Source organism: Amycolatopsis sp. NPDC051373 (assembly GCF_040689465.1).
GTDB lineage: Bacteria > Actinomycetota > Actinomycetes > Mycobacteriales > Pseudonocardiaceae > Amycolatopsis.
The window spans coordinates 116,725-132,379 of record NZ_JBFBAE010000001.1; the positions used below are offsets into that span (position 1 = coordinate 116,725).

Below are 15,655 nucleotides of genomic sequence, written 5' to 3' on the forward strand. Positions count from 1 at the left end.
ACGACATGACCGACGAGCTGCTCGCCCGGCACCGAGCGGTGTTGCCGTCCTGGATGGCGCTGTTCTACGACGAGCCGATCGAGATCGTCCACGCGCAGGACCGGCGCGTCACCGACTCCAGCGGCCGCACCTACCTCGACTTCTTCGCCGGCGTGCTCACCAACTCGATGGGCTACGACGTCGCCGAGATCAGCGACGCCGTGCGCAAGCAGCTCGACACCGGCGTGCTGCACACCTCCACGCTGTACCTGATCCGTTCGCAGGTGGAGCTCGCCGAGCGGATCGCCGCGCTGTCGGGCATCCCGGACGCGAAGGTCTTCTTCACCAACTCCGGCAGCGAAGCCAACGACACCGCGCTGATGCTCGCCACGCAGTACCGCGGCAGCAACCAGGTCCTGGCGATGCGCAACTCGTACCACGGCCGTTCCTTCGGCACGATCGCCATCACGGGCAACCGCGGGTGGTCCGCTTCATCGCTTTCGCCGGTGAAGGTCAACTACGTGCACGGCGGGTACCGCTACCGCAGCCCGTTCCGCGACCTGTCCGATGCGGCCTACATCGACGCCTGCGTGGCCGACCTCGTCGACATCCTCGAAACCGCCACCTCCGGCGACGTCGCCTGCCTGGTCGCCGAGCCGATCCAGGGCGTCGGCGGCTTCTCGCTCCCGCCGGACGGCCTGTTCAAGGCCATGAAGGAGGTCCTCGACGCGTACGGGATCCTGTTCGTCTCCGACGAGGTCCAGACCGGCTGGGGCCGCACGGGCTCGCACTTCTGGGGCATCCAGTCCCACGACGTCGTGCCCGACCTCATGACCTTCGCGAAGGGCCTCGGCAACGGCTTGGCCATCGGTGGCGTCGTCGGCCGCGGCGACATCGTGGACGCCATCAACGCCCAGTCCATCTCCACCTTCGGCGGCAACCCTGTCGCCATGGCCGGCGCGACCGCGGTGCTGGACTACATCAAGGACCACGACCTGCAGGCCAATTGCGCCGCTCGGGGTTCGCAGCTCTTGTCCGGCCTGCGCGCCGCCGAGAATCCCTTGATCGGCGAGGTCCGTGGCAAGGGCCTGATGGTCGGCATCGAACTCGTCCAGCCGGGCACCACGACGCCGCATCCGGCGGCCGCCAAGCAGATGCTGGAGGAAACCCGCGCCCGCGGCCTCCTCATCGGCAAGGGCGGGCTGCACAACAACGTCCTCCGCCTGGGTCCGCCGATGACCCTGACGGAAGCCGAGGCGCAAGAAGGCCTGGCCATCCTGGTGGACGCGCTGGCGGCCACCCACGCCGCACTTTCCTGACACAAGGGCTGTGGACAAGCGGGCAGGCTGTGGACAACCTGCCCGCTTTCCCGATGCTCACACCCGAACCCGTCGTCCCTCGCCGGTAGCGTGAAAAACGGGGGCTGCTCAGATCCCGGCTCGGCCGCGCACGAACCGAGCCACCTGCTCCGCCAGCTCCTCACCCGCGTCTTCCTGCAGAAAATGCCCCGCCCCCGCGATCACCGGATGCGTCCGACCAACAGCCCCCGGCATTGTCCGCTGCAGGATCGGCCCCATCGCCCCCGTGATGGGGTCGCCGTCGGAGAACGCGACCAGGAAGGGCAAGTCCAGCGCCGTCAACGTCTTCCAGGCCGCCCGGTTCGCGTCCGAAGCCGGGTTGTCCGGCCGATACGGCACCAAACCCGGCATGGCCCGCGGCCCGGCCTTGTACATCTCGTTCGGGAACGGCGCGTCGTACGCCGCGCGGACCGAATCCGACAACACAGACCGGCACCCCGACTGGATGAACCGCGCGATGTCCAGCACCTGCGCGTTCTCCACCGCCGACCGGAACTGGTGCCACACCTCAGGCATGTCCTGATCACCCGTCGGCAGCCCGGTGTTCGCCGCGACAACCCCGGCGAACCGCGAAGGGTTCTCCGCCACCAGCCGCAGCCCGATCAGCCCGCCCCAGTCCTGGCCGACCAGGGTCACGTCACGCAAGTCGAGCGCGTCGAAGGCGAACCCGCGCATCCACGACACGTGCCGCGCATACGTGTGGTCCACGATGTCGCCCGGTTTGTCCGAGCGGCCGAACCCGACGAGGTCCGGCGCGATCGCACGCAGGCCCGCGGAAGCGAGAACCGGCAGCATCTTGCGGTACAGATACGACCAGCTGGGCTCGCCGTGCAGGAGCAGCACGGGCGGTCCATCGGCCGGGCCGGCCTCGACGTACCCGACTCTGATCAGGCCACCGTCGGGATCGGCGAGCTCCGCGTACTGCGGCTCGTAGGGGAACTCGGGCAGGTCCGCGAACCGGTCTTCCGGCGTCCTGAGCAGTCGCACGGTTCCACGCTAGTGGGAACCGGACCGCAAAGCAGTACTCAGGAAATACCGACCGCCACCACGAAGCCCAGAGCGAGGTGCGCGGCGGCGACGACGATGCTCGCCGGCGCGAACTTCTCGCTCTCGATCGTGGAGCCGACGTCGATGCGGGTGGCCCACTCTAGCAGCCGCACGGCGATCACCTGGACAACGATGCCGAGCAGGCCGTAGACCAGCGACGTGATCAGGCCCTCGGTGAGGTCGCTCGCCGAATTGAAGATCGCCACGACCACGATGAACGCCATCGACAGCAGCCCGGACGCGGTCACGATCACCGCGTTCGGCAGGCCGCGGTGCACGAGCTGCGAGAGCTTGCCCGGGGTCGTCCAGTCGATCGCGTAGAACCCGGCGAACATCAGCAGCAGGCCGACCACGCCGTACAAGAGGATCGCCCCGATCCCCCGCAGGAGGTCGGAGCCGAACGTGTCGGACAGCGCAAGGGTCGAGGTCACAGGGGTCTCCCAGAACGATCAGAGCGAACCGTGCAGATCAGGCGGGGAGGTTGTATCACGACTCGGGGATGCGGTGCGGGACGAACGCCGCACCGTCGTCGGTGACCAGCCCGCTCGTCTCGCGGATCCCCAGCCCCGCGGACGAGTCCCCGACGATCCACGCGCCGAGCGCCGGCCGGTAGCCGTCGAACTCGGGCAACGGGTCGAACGCCTGGTAGACGTAGCCCTCGGCGCCGTAGACGCCGTCGGTCTGCGTCTCGTAGCCAGTGGCGACGATCTGCACGTTGGCGCCCTCACGACCCAGCTTCGGCTTGCGCACGTACTCCGTGAGCAGGCCCGGGTCGTCGGTGAACGCGGGCAGCAGGTTCGGGTGCCCGGGGTAGTTCTCCCACAGCACGGCCAGCAGCGCCTTGTTCGAGAGCAGCATCTTCCACAGCGGCTCGACCCACAGCGTGCGCGGCATCGTCTCCACGGCGAAGCGGCCGAACTCCTCGTCGACCACCCACTCCCACGGATAGAGCTTCACGACCGTGGACATCTGGGATTCTTCGAGGTCCACGAACCGCTTGAGCACCGGGTCCCAGCCGATCTCCTCGATCGAGAGCCCCACGGTGTCGAGCCCGGCCTCCGCGGCCGTCTCCTGCAGATACGCGGTGGTCACGTGGTCTTCGCCGGAAGGATCGGCCGAGGACCAGGTGAAGTGCAGCTCGTTCGACGGCAGCTTGTCGCCGATCTCGCGCCAGCGCTCGACGAGCTTCTCGTGGATGGAGTTCCACTGGTCGTCGTTCTCGAAGACGGTCGTCTTCCAGTACCACTGCAGCACCGACGCCTCGAGCAGCGTGGTGGGTGTGTCCGCGTTGTACTCCAGCAGCTTGGCCGGCGACTTGCCGTCGTAGCGCAGGTCGAAGCGGCCGTAGACGTGCGGGTCCTGCCGCTTCCACGATTCGGCGATGTGCGGCCACACCCACTCCGGGATGCCGAACCGCCGGTAGCCCTCGGTGGTCACGACGTTGTCCACGGCCTCGAGGCACATCGAGTGCAGCAGCTCGACGTCGGCTTCGAGCGAGAGGACCTCGTCCATGTCGAAGACGTAGTGCACCGACTCGTCCCAGTACGGGCGGGCCTTGCCGGCGCCGTCGCGCGCCGGCGTGCCGTAGGCGAGACCCTGCTCCTCCACGATCCGCTGCCAGTCGCGCCGCGGCTCGCTCCGGTCCCGGTACACCTACGAGCCCCCGCTCTTGCCGGTGCCGCCCGTGCCGCCGGACGTGCCCGTCTTGCCGCTGATGCCGAAGCCACCGCGTTGCACCGATTTGCCCGACTTCGTCGAGACGTTCGTGTTCCCCGAAGGCGCGGTGAACGTGCCACCGGACACGCGCTGGCCGATCGTGCCGGTGCCGCCGTAGTTGTAGCGGTACTGCTGGAAGCCACCGCCGACGATCGGGATGAACCAGAAGCCGCCGCTTTGGTAGCCGCCGTGCGAGGTGGCGTAGCTCTCGTCGCAGAACTGGTCGTTCTGGATCACGCCGCTGGCGTCCGTGCAGACGGCGGTCTCGTTGGTCGGCTTGGCGACCGTGTAGAACGTCGCGACCAGGCCGGCCAGGCCGACGGTCACACCGCTGCCGATGAGGATCTTGCGCTTGGTCGCGGCCTTCTGGTCGGCCTTGCGCGCGGCCTCGGCGGCCTCGGCCTCCTGGCGTTCCTGGTCGGCGATCGCCTGCCGGCGGGCGCGCTGCTCGGCGAGCGAGGGCTCCCTCGGCGTCGTGCTCTCGTCCTGGAACCGCATCGATCCGCGCGGAGTCGGCTCCGTTGGCGGCTCTTGGGGTGGCTGGGCCCCGTTGTTGTCGTCCTGCGTCATCTGCGCTCCGTAATCCCCCGGCACCGCGAAGTCTCTTCCCACACTAACGACCCGGGACGCGCACGGCTCGTGCGGCGCGGGCATCATGGGTATCGATGTCTCCCGACGCCGAGCGGTTCCGCTCGCCCCTGCAGACCCTGACCACCCGCGCGGTGATGGCCGGGGTGTTCCTGGGCGCCGTGATCGCGCTGGGGCTGTCCGTCGCGTTCTCGTGGACGGCCTCCTTCGCGGGAGGGGCCGGCGGTGGTGAGGGCAAGCTGTCGGCCGCGGCCCAGGAGGCGTTCCAGTCACCCCCGGGCAGCTGCCTGACCTGGAGCGCACCGGACGCGTCCGACGTGCGCAAGGTCTCCTGCGCCCAGTCGCACCTGTTCGAGGTGACGAGCCTGGCCGACATCGGCGCGCAGTACAACGCCGAGGCGCCCTTCCCGAACCTCGACCAGTGGCAGCAGATCGCGCAGACGAAGTGCAACGGCGATGTCACGCCGTACCTGGGCCACCCGCTCGACCCGTACGGCAAGCTCACCACCAACTTGCTGCGCCCGAGCGCTGACCAGTGGGCCGACGGCGACCGCCAGCTCCGCTGCGGCCTCCAGTGGGCCGGCCCCGGCGGCGGCCTGCAGCCCACCACCGGCCCGGCGAAGACGCAGGACCAGTCGGCCGTGTGGGCGCCCGGCACCTGCCTGGCGCTTGCGGGCAAGGGCGTGGGCGACCCGATCGACTGCAGCCGCCCCCACTCGTACGAGATCATCGCGACGCTCGACCTGGCCACGCAGTTCAAGGACGGCTACCCGGACCAGGACAAGCAGGACAAGTGGCTCGACACCGAGTGCAACAAGGCCGCTGACGACTACACCGGCAAGGCCGACCTCAGCGCCAAGAAACTCGTCCTCGGCTGGGACCTGCGCGAACAGGAAAGCTGGGACGCCGGCTCCACCAAGGTCAACTGCAAGGTCGCCGCCCCCCTCAGCGACAACAGCGGCTTCGTGGCCGTCACCGGCAGCGTCAAGGACAACGCCGGCCAGCCCGACGCAGCGGGCCCACCCTCCGACAACGGCGGCGGCCAGAGCAGCTCCCCGCCCAGCACCACCGGGTCCCGCTGACATGCCGGTGGAGATGACCCGCGCGCGCTTCGAGGAGCTCGTGTCCGAGGCTTTGGACCAGGTCCCGCCCAAGTTCGCCGAGGCGATGGACAACGTGGTCGTCCTGGTCGAGGAGTTCAACGACGAGTCTCCCACCATCCTGGGCCTCTACCACGGCGTCGCCCTCACCCGCCGCACCACGAACTACGGCGGCGTCCTGCCCGACCGCATCTCCATCTACCGCCGCCCCATCCTCTGGATGTGCTCCACGGAGGCCGAGGTCGTCGAACAGGTCCTCATCACCGTCATGCACGAACTGGGCCACCACTTCGGCCTCGACGACGACCGCCTCCACGAACTCGGCTGGGGCTGAGCGCTCGCGTCCCGGCGGCGCCAGATGACGAATCGGCGTCAACACCCGAAGTACTCCATCGAGAGCAGTGCCCACCGGCGGTTTTGGTGCTGAAATAGCACATCACCCGGCCGCCGGGAGGACGTGAATGACCGCGCTCGACACCCCGCCCCTACCGGACGACGACCGGCAAAACCCAGCCGCCGACACGACCGACACCGCCGACACCCCGAACGACTCGGCCCCGGGCGGAAAATCCCGAAGACCCCTGGTCCTGGCCGCGACCGCGGGATTCGCCATCGGAATCCTGATCACCGGCCTCCTCTGGGGCCTCTCCGGCCAACGCGGCGGCGCGAACGTCGACGCGGCAGCCGCCTGCGACGCCTTCAACCGCGCCGGCCACCTCCCTGACACGACGAGCGGCTACGACCCCACCGCCTTCACGCGCCTGGCCGACGACGCCGCCCACCGCATCACCGCGGCCTACGAGCTGGCCCAGGCCGCAGCCGCCTTCGACGGCCAGTACCAACCCCTGGCCCAAAGCCTCGCCGGCGTCAACGGAATGGTCCTGTCCGGCCGCTTCGACAACCAATCCGGACAGGACGACATCATCCGCGTCCAGCAACTCTGCGCCAGGGGCTAGGAACTCAAGCCCGCCGGACCGTCTTCACCGCGAGCTGAAAGCCCGGCAGCTTGTCCCCGGCGCACCCGGTCCCCGGGTCCGGCAGGAACTTCGACGCCGTCTCCTGCGGCAGGTACACGCGCAGGCCCTTCACCGCGGTCGGCTTGCACACCGCCGGGTCGAAGTTCGCGGCCTGCGCGAACTGCACGTCCGCGGCGGCCGACTGGCCCGGCTGCAGCTTGATCGCGTCGCCCTTGGTGCCCTCGCGGAAGGCGGCCGGGCCGACCTGGTGCCCGTCGTCGCCGGTCACGTACGAGACGCCGGGGAAGCCCTGGATCGTGCAGGCCTTGCCGCTGGAGTTCTTGATCAGGATCGGCCGGTACACCGAACCCGCGCCCGCGTCGCCTTGGCCGAGCGACAGCGTGACGTCGCCGGCCTTGCACAGCCCGTTGTTCACCGGCTGGCCGGATGCCGGCGTGCTGTCCGAAGAGGACTCGGACGAGCTGGCCGTGGGCGCCGGTGACGTGTCGGACGTGCTGGCCGAAGTGTCGGAACTTGGCGTGTTGCTCGCGGTCGGCGTGGTTCCGCCACCACAAGCCGACAACAGCAGGGCGCCGGACGCGCCCAGCGCAGCAAGAAAGACCAAGGGAATTCGTGATTTTGTCGTGCTTACCATCTCAGTTGCCTCCCCGTGCTGGGTAACCACCGTTCAGTGGACGTGCGACCTCCGCACCGGGTTGCGCCGGCATCGTGAACTCTTCACCAGACGGAAGGCGATCATGACGGGCTTTTCTCACCAGGCATGGCAACACACGGTGAAACTACAACACGCCATGTCGGTCCACCCGTTCAACGAAGAGCTCGCGACCGGCACTTTGTCGCGCGAGCGGTTCCAGTTCTACCTGGTCCAGGACGCGCGGTACCTCGTCGGCTTCGGCCGCGCGCTGGCCGCCGCGGCGGCCAAGGCGCCGGAGGTCGACGACGTCGCCTTCCTGGCCGGAGCGGCGCGCGACGCCATCGTGATCGAGCGCGAGATGCACGAGAGCTACTTCAAGTGGTTCCGGCTCTCGGAGACCGATCTGGCCGACATCGAGACATCGCCGACGTGCGTCGCGTACTCGTCATTCCTGCTGGCCACGGCCCACACGGGCAGCTACGGCGAGCTCCTCGCGGCGCTGCTGCCGTGCTTCTGGGTGTACGAGAGCGTGGGCGCCGGAATCCTCACGCGGCAGTCGCCGGAAAACGACAATCCGTACCGGCCGTGGATCGACACGTACGCGGGCGACGAGTTCGAAGCGACCGTCCGCAAGGGCCGCGACGCCCTCGACCGCGCCGCCGACGCCGCGGGTGAGGCGACGCGCGAAAAAATGCTCGCCGCTTTCACCCGGGCGTGTGAGTACGAGTGGATGTTCTGGGACAGCGCCTACCGCCAGGAGGGCTGGCCTGTGTTTTCTGCCTAGGCTCCGCCTAGGCGGCGAGATCGCCTCAAGCGATCTCGCGGTGTGGTTGCTTATAGGGCCGTATCGACCCAGGTGAGGCAGGTCCAGGTGCCGTCCGGTTCCGCGAGGAGCTCCACGACGCCGGTGTTGGGGATGAGCGCGCTGCTCGCCAGGTCGGCGGGTACGTTCGACGCCAGGAACTCCGCGCCGAGCCGGATCGCGCCGCCGTGGCTGACCAGCACGACGATGCCGTCCGGGTCGGTCTGCTCGTGCTTCGCCCGCAGGTCGTCAGCGGCGCCGACCATGCGGGCCCGCACCTGGGCGCCCGACTCGCCGCCGGGGATGACGGCGTCGAGGTCGCCTTCCGTCCAGCGCTTGGCCGTCTCGAGGTAGGTCCGGATCGACTCGGCGTCGGTGGCGCCCTCCAGGTCGCCCGCGTCGACCTCCTTCACGCCCTCGATCACCTGCACCTCGAGGCCGAGCACCTCGGCCAGCGGCGCGGCCGTCTGCTGCGCGCGCGTGGCCTGCGACGCGTACACGGCCACGATCGGCTCCGCGGCGAGCCGGTCCGCGAGCGCCTTCGCCTGCTCCTGCCCCAGCTCGGTGAGCGGCGGACCGGGCAGCGCCGTGTCGAGCGCGCCCCGCACGTTGCCGTCGGTCTGGCCGTGGCGGACGAGGAACAGTCTCACGCGCCTTCTCCCTTCAACACGGCGTCGACCCAGGCCTGGGCGTCGACGAAGTCCTGGTTGCCCGCGCCGGCCTCGACGGTGGCGGCGACGTCGTCGGCCCGCGGGTGCGAGCCGAGGAAGCGCAGGTGGCAGCGGCGGCGCAGCGCGGCCATCGCGTCGACGATCCGCGGCTCGGCCACGTGCCCCTCGAAGTCGATGAAAAAGCGGTACTCGCCGAAGTTGTTGCGGGTCGGGCGCGCGTCGAGGCGCGTGAGGTTGATGCCGCGGCTCGCGAGCTCGGCGAGCAGCTCGGCCAGCGTGCCGGTGCGGTTCACGGCCGCCGCGACGATCGACGTGCGGTCGGCGCCCGTGGGCTCGGGTAGCTCGCCGGGGCGGCGGACCAGCAGGAAGCGCGTCTGCGCATCGTGGACGTCGGCGACGCCCGTGGCCAGCTCCTCCAGCGCGTAGTGCTCGATGGCGACCGGCGCGGACACGGCCGCGTCGTAGGTGCCCTCGACCACGCCGACGGCGGCCGACGCCGTGGACGAGGAGGCCACCACGGTCGCACCGGGCAGGTTCGCCTCGAGCCACTCCCGCACCTGGGCGAGGGCGTGCGGGTGGCTCGCGACGGTGCGGATCTCGCCACCACCAGGACGCGTCAGGACGCTGAAGTGGATGGGCAGGATGGTCTCCGCGACGGCGACCAGCGGGGCTCCGTCGCTGAGACCGTCGAGCGTCGTCGGCACGACGCCCTCGACGGAGTTCTCGATCGGCACGCACGCCGCGTCAGCAGCGCCTTCGCGAACGGCAGTGAGCGCCAGCCGGACGGTCTCGTAGGGGCTCAGGTCCTCACCCGGCGCGAGCGCACGGGCGGCCTGTTCGGTGAACGTGCCCTGAGGGCCGAAATACGCGATCCGCAACACGACCGCCAGGCTACTTCGGACGGACGTGGCGGTTTTCACTCGGACAGCCACAACTCAAACCGGTTACGCCACGTGGCTTTTTTTGCCATGCTGGAACCGTGACCGCCGAATCGGGCACACACACCGGGCACGAGGACGTCGACCCGCCGGTTTCGTCCGCGACGCCGGAACTGGTGCTGTGTGCCGTCGACGAACCGCTCGCCGCCGCGTGGACCGGCGCCGTCTCCACCCTCAGGACCGAGGTCGAGATGGTTCGGGTGCACCGTGGTTCGGTGCTGGACGTCGTCGCCCAGGCGGTCGTGAGTCCCGCCAACTCCTACGGCTGGATGCGCGGCGGGATCGACGCCGTGTATGCGCGGGCGTTCCCGGACGTCGAGCAGAACGTGCGCAGCGCCATCTTGGCTTCGTACGGCGGAGAACTGCCGCTCGGCGAGTCGGTGATCGTGCCGACGGGCGAGGCCGAGCCGGCGTGGTTGATCAGCGCGCCGACCATGCGCGAGCCCGGCGAGCGGCTGCCCGCCGACACCGTGCACCCGTACCTCGCGGCGCGCGCGGTGTTCCTGCAGTGGCGGCACGGGATGCTCGACGAAGGGCCCGTGCGCGAACTCGTGGAGACCATCGCGATGCCCGGCTTGGGCACCGGCGTCGGCGGCGTCGATCCGGTCACGTGCGCACGCCAGGTGGCCGCCGCGTGGGAGGAAGTTTTCGGCCGCCGCCGTAACCCTCGGTGATCGCGTCAGGCAACGGTTCGGACCGCGTGCAGCACATCACAGCGCGTTCACGCGCGGTAGGCCCTACCGTTGATGGAGCGTTACTCGCAAGGTAGTGCCCAGTACGGAGCCAGCGCAGGCGACGGCCGAGGAGTGTGCGATGCCACGGGTCCGTGAACTCAGTCCCTACGTCGAGCTTCACCGGGAACAGTGGCGGGAGCTGCGCAGCTCGACCCCACTGCCCCTGACCGCCGATGAGCTGGTTCGGCTGCGAGGTCTCGGCGAGCAGATCGACCTCGCCGAGGTGGCCGACGTCTACCTGCCGCTGTCGAGACTGATCAACCTGCAGGTCAAAGCCCGTCAACAGCTGTACGAGGCCACCACGACGTTCCTCGGCGAAGAGTGCGTCAGCACGAAGGTGCCGTACGTGATCGGCGTCGCCGGCAGCGTCGCGGTCGGCAAGTCGACCACGGCCCGCATCCTGCGCACGCTGCTCGCCCGCTGGCCGGACCACCCGCGCGTGGACCTCGTGACCACCGACGGGTTCCTGTACTCCCGCGACGAACTGACCCGCCGCGGCATCATGCACCGCAAGGGCTTCCCGGAAAGCTACGACCGGCGCGCCCTGCTGCGCTTCGTCACCGAGGTGAAGTCCGGCGCCGAACGCGTGTCGGCGCCCGTGTACTCGCACCTCGCGTACGACATCCTGCCCGGCGAGGAACAGGTCGTGGAGCGCCCGGACATCCTCATCATCGAGGGCCTGAACGTCCTGCAACCCGGCCCGCGCCTGACCGTCTCGGACCTGTTCGACTTCTCCATCTACGTCGACGCGCACACCGACGACATCGAACGCTGGTACGTCGAGCGCTTCCTCAAGCTCCGCCACACCGCGTTCTCCGACCCGGCTTCGCACTTCCACCACTTCGCCGGCCTCGACGACGACGAGGCCCGTGAGGAAGCCCGCCACCTCTGGCGCACGATCAACGAACCGAACCTCATGGAGAACATCAAGCCGACGCGCCCACGGGCCACGCTGGTGCTCCGCAAGGACGCCGACCACTCCATCAACCGCGTGCGCCTGCGCAAGCTCTGACCGCTTCCTGGCCGGCCCTGCGGTGGCCTGTCCTCCGGCGCGGCGATGGCTTGTTCGGCGGCTCTGTCGTCAGCTTCGTCGGCGGCCTTGTTGGCGGCTTTGTCACCCACATAGCCCTCGGCTGCCCCGCATCCTCACCCTCCGCCCCCCGACCTCGGCCGATCGGCCAGTTCGGGGGGCGGCTTCGTAACCAGTTGGCCGATACCGGGCGAGCCTCGTGAAAGCGACCCTGAACAGAAGGGAAATTCGCATCTGACCTGGGAAGGAGGCCCCCGGTGTTCTCCATCGTCCTCACCTGGATCGGCGCGGTACTCGGACTGGCCCTCTTCGTCGCCATGGCCGCCAGCACCTTCCTGGTCGACCTGGACGAAGCCATCCGCGAACGCCGCCGCAAGGCCGCCACCGCAGCCGCCACCATCCCCGTAGTCCCCAGCCAAACCCCAACGGCATAACCAACAAAAGCCCCAGCCACACCCGGCCGGGGCTTTCTTTTATGCTTTTCGCTTTCCCCCATCACACAACCGCACCAGTTCCACAAACTCACCAGCGCACCCAGACCCGGCCCTGCACCTCGATCCCCGCCTTCCACGCGGCCTGGACTATTTGTCAAGGTACTCTTTCCCGCCTTGACAAATAGTCCAGGCCGTAGGGACACTAAAAAATCGGGGTGCCAACATGCGCTAATCCAAGCGCAATGATCCGCGCCAGCGGATCGAGCCGTGACAACGGCTATTCAACCGCAGTCAACGCCTCCCGATACCCTTCCAAATCATAATCCAACCGATCCTCATCCTCAGCCTCTTCCAACTGCCCCTCCAGCACAGAGACCAACTCCCCCAAAACCTCTTCCCTCGTCAACCCCTTCTCGATCAACTTCTGGGCCGCCACCCAAACCTCTTCAGGCGAGTCCTCCCAAAGCTGATCCACCACCGACGTCTCCAACGCCAGCCTCAGCCCATCAGCACCATCGAACTCGTCATTCGCCAACGACTCGTGATACTCCGGATGCCCCCCGATGACCAGCATCCGCCGCTGCTCCGGATCCGACGGATCCAGATCCGTCAGCTCCTCATCCCCGATCACCGTGGACAACTCCGGCACGGCAAACCGTCGCCGCTCCACGACCCCCAAAACCTCTTCGGCAGACTCCGTCCCATCCAGATAATCCGAAACCTCATCCTCTTCGGACTCATCTTCGTCGGACAGGTATTCCGCCAAATACTCCTTCACGTCTTCGACAAGAGCAGCCGAAGCAACCTCCGACAACCCGCCCCGAGCCGCGGCCCAAGAAGCCCATGCCAGCACCACCGGCGGCACGAGATCCTCGTCCTCGACCTCGTACTCCCCACCCAGCAACGACTCCAGGAATCGCGCCAGCTTCTCCGGCCCGACGCGCAGCGGATCCGCCGGCTCGGTCCGGCACCCGTGGTCCACCAGCAGCCGCGCCACCGACCGCGCCGCCTCGACGTCGGCGAACGAAACCTTCCCGAGGAACTCCTCCACGATCGCGCCGCGCCGCGCGTCCGGCCACTCCTCGACACCCCGGCCGGCTGACGGCTCCGGCAACGCCCGCAGCCACGCCATCGCCACGGCGTGGAAGCGCGTGTAGTCCTCGCCGACGTCGGGCTCGTCCATGCCGTCGGTCGCGGCGATGCCGTCGAGCAGCAGGCGGTGCGCGTCGGCCGGCGCGACCTTCTCGAGGACCACGAGCTCGCCGTCGTCGGCGATCTGCGTGCGCATCTCGGCCAGAACCTCGTGCGGCTCGTCGATCACCACGAGGTCGCGCACTCGGCCGAGCTCGGTGAAGTCGAGCAGCGCCAGCAGGCCGAGCGTCGCGTCGCCGCGGGAGAATGTGCACAGCAGCGAGGACTCGTCGCCGTAGACGTCGCCGGTCCGCCAGATCTCACCGACCGTCACGCGGCCGACCTCACCGGCCCACTCGGGCTCGGGGATGCCGCGCGAGAGCACCACGGCGAGCGCCTCGGCGGCCGCCGTGCGCTCCTCCTCGGTCTCGGCCAGCACCTTCAGCGCGGCGAGCAGCGCCGCCGCGCCGGGCGTGATCTTGCGCTGCGCGAACGCGATGAGCTCCAAGCCCAGCTGCTCGCCGCCGTCGGGCTCGCCCTCGATCGCGAGGTCCCACCACTGTCCGAGCACCTCGGAGGCGAGGAGCTCGACGTCGAACGGGCCGGGCTCCGCCGCGACGGCGGAGAAGTCCCGGAGGACGTCCTTGAACAGGCCGTTCACGCTGGGCGTGGCGGGCTGGGGGCTCTTCTTGCGGGCGCGGCTCACCGGACTCATGCGGAACATCGTTGCATCGCTGGTGCGGGCGCGGATCCGCGGGACGCGCGGCCGCGGTGGCCCCGGGCGCGGTATCCGCGACCGGCCAGGGAGCCGGCTGCGAAGAGGGACCACCGCGACGACGCGGAAAAGAGCTACGTGCGAGGTGTTTCAGCTGGTCAACGAGTCAGACGCCGGAAGGTTACGCGGTTTCGGCAACGCGATCCGAGCCGCGCGCACTTCCGCGATCAGCCGTGTCTTGCGCCGGTGAACGCTCACCAAGTCGGCCAGGTACCCCGTGAACTCCTCCGCCGTGCCGGCGCGTTTGTGCAGCGTGCGCAGCTTCTTCAGGTGCTTCGCCGCTTCGCGGTAGGCCTGCGGGTCCTTCTGCTCGATGAGCTGCTCGACCTGGCTGCGGTAGACCGGGATCGTCTCGGCCGGGTGCGCAACCTCGCGCGACGCGGCCAGCTCCACGCGCAACGCCAGCGACCCACCGAAGCGCACGCACGCGCGCCACGCCTCGTCGGGCCGATCCTCGGCGACCAGCGCCCGGGCGAGCTCTTCGGCGCCTTCTTCACTGTCGGCCGCGCGTTCCCTCAGCCGCGCGAGGGCCGCGACGCGCTGCACGGACCACACGCCCGCTTCGACAGCCGCCTCGCGCAACGTCGTGTACGTGACGCTGCCCGGCGCCTCGTCGAACTCCTTGCGCCGCAAGGTGACTGTCTCGTCTTCCGGCTCGGGCAGGGTTTGGTGCGGGTTTTGGTGCGTCTTGTGCGGCGTGAGCGCGCGGGCCGCGTGCGCGATGGCCTCGCTGTGCCGCCCGGCCGCCCGCAGCACCCGCACGATCTTCAGGCTCACATCCACGCGCGGCGGCTTGGCCGACAGGATCGCGACCAGCGCGTCCACGTCCCCGCGCACCTCGGCGAGCTCCTCCAGCATGCGCTCCGCGACGTCCCGGCGGTACCCCGTCGGCCCGCCTGTCAGTATTTCGTCCACAGTAGACTTGATCCGCTCAAGTCCCTTTTCCCCCAACGCCTCAGCGAAATCCGCCAGCGCGATCGTCGGCCTTCCGGGCCCGTCGAACTCCACCTCCAGCAGCCACTCGGCCAACTGCTCGGGATCCGGCGGCCGCGCAACACACGCCCGCGCGTACAGCTCGACTGCGAAGTCCAGCTTGTCCCCGAGGTCACCGGACGGATCCCCGGACTGCTCCAGCACCTCACCGATGTCATCCACAGTCCGCCGCGCGAGCGGCGCCAGGTCCGCCGGACTGCCCGCATCGAGCAACCGCCCCAAGGTGTCCAGCACGGCGCCCACCTTGGCCGTGTACTCGACATTGCCGTCCTGCACCGCCGTGTCCAACAGCCGATGCGCCTCCGCAACCTCACCCGATTGAGTGGCGCACCGCAGTTCCAGCGAATGCCGTAACTCAGGGTCACGCCGCACCTGGGCGTACAGCAGGTCCACCAGCGTTTCCACGTCCAACGTACGCAGGTAGGACCGCAGATCCGGGGGAGCACTCACGCGCACCAGTCTGCCGCATGCCGTTCGCCGCGCGTGTGGGCCAACGGCGTGCTCTTTCCGGCCCAACCGCGCACCGGGGGTGACCTGTGGTTCTCGTCGGGCGGGGCTCTGGCGGGCCATCGCTCGGGGGCTCGGTGAGGTGATGTCTCGTGGGTTGGCTGGGCACCATCGCGACCAGTCCCCCGGGTCGATTGAGCACCATCGCGACCGACCCCCGCGTTGGCTGGGCACCATCGCGACCGACCCCCCGGGTCGATTGAGCACCATCGCGACCGACCCCCGCGTTGGCTGGGCGCCA

At 69.1% G+C, this 15,655-nt stretch carries 17 protein-coding genes; 8 read left to right on the forward strand and 9 right to left on the reverse strand.

All coding sequences use genetic code 11. The features are described 5' to 3' along the window. Positions 1-5: 5 nt before the first annotated feature. Positions 6-1,298, forward strand: coding sequence for an aspartate aminotransferase family protein (locus AB0383_RS00610; RefSeq protein WP_364173775.1), 1,293 nt, complete (start codon positions 6-8; stop codon positions 1,296-1,298). A 108-nt stretch (positions 1,299-1,406) separates the two neighbouring features. On the opposite strand, the gene AB0383_RS00615 is transcribed toward AB0383_RS00610, so the two are convergent. The 4 genes from AB0383_RS00615 to AB0383_RS00630 are packed head-to-tail and all read right to left on the reverse strand — an operon-like array spanning position 1,407 to position 4,598. Next, entirely contained in the window at positions 1,407-2,324 is a 918-nt protein-coding gene (locus AB0383_RS00615) for a haloalkane dehalogenase (RefSeq protein WP_364173778.1), read from the reverse strand. 38 nt (positions 2,325-2,362) lie between these two features. Next, positions 2,363-2,815 (reverse strand): DUF350 domain-containing protein, encoded by a 453-nt coding sequence (locus AB0383_RS00620; protein WP_366184248.1) that lies wholly within the window; start codon positions 2,813-2,815, stop codon positions 2,363-2,365. Between the two features lie 55 nt (positions 2,816-2,870). Continuing rightward, the gene (locus AB0383_RS00625) at positions 2,871-4,037 is read right to left on the reverse strand and encodes a glutathionylspermidine synthase family protein (protein WP_364173781.1); all 1,167 of its coding nucleotides are present in this window, start codon (positions 4,035-4,037) and stop codon (positions 2,871-2,873) included. Continuing rightward, positions 4,038-4,598: a hypothetical protein gene (locus AB0383_RS00630; protein ID WP_364174201.1), complete on the reverse strand. Its 561-nt coding sequence runs from the start codon at positions 4,596-4,598 to the stop codon at positions 4,038-4,040. Between the two features lie 167 nt (positions 4,599-4,765). On the opposite strand from AB0383_RS00630, the gene AB0383_RS00635 reads away from it, so the two are divergent. The 3 genes from AB0383_RS00635 to AB0383_RS00645 all read left to right on the forward strand — a co-directional run bounded on the left by AB0383_RS00635 (position 4,766) and on the right by AB0383_RS00645 (position 6,744). Continuing rightward, a complete protein-coding gene (locus AB0383_RS00635; protein WP_364173783.1) occupies positions 4,766-5,770 on the forward strand; it encodes a septum formation family protein in 1,005 nt (334 codons plus the stop codon). 1 nt (position 5,771) lies between these two features. Beyond that, positions 5,772-6,122 carry a metallopeptidase family protein gene (locus AB0383_RS00640; RefSeq protein WP_366184251.1) on the forward strand — a complete coding sequence of 117 codons (351 nt, stop codon included), beginning with the start codon at positions 5,772-5,774 and terminating at the stop codon, positions 6,120-6,122. Between the two features lie 127 nt (positions 6,123-6,249). Further along, positions 6,250-6,744 (forward strand): hypothetical protein, encoded by a 495-nt coding sequence (locus tag AB0383_RS00645; protein WP_366184253.1) that lies wholly within the window; start codon positions 6,250-6,252, stop codon positions 6,742-6,744. A 4-nt stretch (positions 6,745-6,748) separates the two neighbouring features. Here the strand turns inward: AB0383_RS00645 and AB0383_RS00650 are convergent, their stop codons facing one another. Beyond that, positions 6,749-7,180: a DUF4232 domain-containing protein gene (locus AB0383_RS00650; RefSeq protein ID WP_364173789.1), complete on the reverse strand. Its 432-nt coding sequence runs from the start codon at positions 7,178-7,180 to the stop codon at positions 6,749-6,751. On the opposite strand from AB0383_RS00650, the gene tenA reads away from it, so the two are divergent. Continuing rightward, complete coding sequence (tenA, locus tag AB0383_RS00655) at positions 7,173-8,183, forward strand: thiaminase II (RefSeq protein ID WP_366184255.1); 1,011 nt, start codon at positions 7,173-7,175, stop codon at positions 8,181-8,183. The two genes, AB0383_RS00650 and tenA, sit on opposite strands and share 8 nt — an antisense overlap. Positions 8,184-8,233: 50 nt before the next feature. Here tenA and AB0383_RS00660 read toward each other — a convergent pair whose 3' ends face one another. Both AB0383_RS00660 and pheA read right to left on the reverse strand, forming a co-directional pair. Continuing rightward, positions 8,234-8,851: a histidine phosphatase family protein gene (locus AB0383_RS00660; RefSeq protein WP_364173795.1), complete on the reverse strand. Its 618-nt coding sequence runs from the start codon at positions 8,849-8,851 to the stop codon at positions 8,234-8,236. Beyond that, positions 8,848-9,753: a prephenate dehydratase gene (gene pheA, locus AB0383_RS00665; protein ID WP_366184257.1), complete on the reverse strand. Its 906-nt coding sequence runs from the start codon at positions 9,751-9,753 to the stop codon at positions 8,848-8,850. Before pheA ends, AB0383_RS00660 begins: the two co-directional genes overlap by 4 nt. Before the next feature lie 98 nt (positions 9,754-9,851). Between pheA and AB0383_RS00670 the strand changes: the two genes are divergently transcribed. The 3 genes from AB0383_RS00670 to AB0383_RS00680 all read left to right on the forward strand — a co-directional run bounded on the left by AB0383_RS00670 (position 9,852) and on the right by AB0383_RS00680 (position 12,008). Next, positions 9,852-10,484: a macro domain-containing protein gene (locus AB0383_RS00670; protein ID WP_366184259.1), complete on the forward strand. Its 633-nt coding sequence runs from the start codon at positions 9,852-9,854 to the stop codon at positions 10,482-10,484. Positions 10,485-10,623: 139 nt separating this feature from the next. Beyond that, the gene (gene coaA / locus AB0383_RS00675) at positions 10,624-11,556 is read left to right on the forward strand and encodes a type I pantothenate kinase (protein ID WP_220245573.1); all 933 of its coding nucleotides are present in this window, start codon (positions 10,624-10,626) and stop codon (positions 11,554-11,556) included. Positions 11,557-11,831: 275 nt separating this feature from the next. Further along, positions 11,832-12,008: a hypothetical protein gene (locus AB0383_RS00680; RefSeq protein WP_364173802.1), complete on the forward strand. Its 177-nt coding sequence runs from the start codon at positions 11,832-11,834 to the stop codon at positions 12,006-12,008. Between the two features lie 277 nt (positions 12,009-12,285). Here the strand turns inward: AB0383_RS00680 and AB0383_RS00685 are convergent, their stop codons facing one another. Then, positions 12,286-13,854: a hypothetical protein gene (locus tag AB0383_RS00685; protein WP_366184262.1), complete on the reverse strand. Its 1,569-nt coding sequence runs from the start codon at positions 13,852-13,854 to the stop codon at positions 12,286-12,288. A gap of 150 nt (positions 13,855-14,004) precedes the next feature. Next, positions 14,005-15,357 (reverse strand): hypothetical protein, encoded by a 1,353-nt coding sequence (locus AB0383_RS00690; protein ID WP_366184264.1) that lies wholly within the window; start codon positions 15,355-15,357, stop codon positions 14,005-14,007. Positions 15,358-15,655 lie beyond the last annotated feature (298 nt).

What these genes read in the sequence shown, in the direction of transcription:
- AB0383_RS00610 (WP_364173775.1), top strand. Translation starts at nt 6, where the DNA reads ATGACCGACGAGCTGCTCGCCCGGCACCGAGCGGTGTTGCCGTCCTGG.
- AB0383_RS00630 (WP_364174201.1), bottom strand. Translation starts at nt 4,598, where the DNA reads ATGCGGTTCCAGGACGAGAGCACGACGCCGAGGGAGCCCTCGCTCGCC.
- AB0383_RS00635 (WP_364173783.1), top strand. Translation starts at nt 4,766, where the DNA reads ATGTCTCCCGACGCCGAGCGGTTCCGCTCGCCCCTGCAGACCCTGACC.
- AB0383_RS00640 (WP_366184251.1), top strand. Translation starts at nt 5,772, where the DNA reads ATGCCGGTGGAGATGACCCGCGCGCGCTTCGAGGAGCTCGTGTCCGAG.
- AB0383_RS00645 (WP_366184253.1), top strand. Translation starts at nt 6,250, where the DNA reads ATGACCGCGCTCGACACCCCGCCCCTACCGGACGACGACCGGCAAAAC.
- coaA (WP_220245573.1), top strand. Translation starts at nt 10,624, where the DNA reads ATGCCACGGGTCCGTGAACTCAGTCCCTACGTCGAGCTTCACCGGGAA.
- AB0383_RS00685 (WP_366184262.1), bottom strand. Translation starts at nt 13,854, where the DNA reads ATGAGTCCGGTGAGCCGCGCCCGCAAGAAGAGCCCCCAGCCCGCCACG.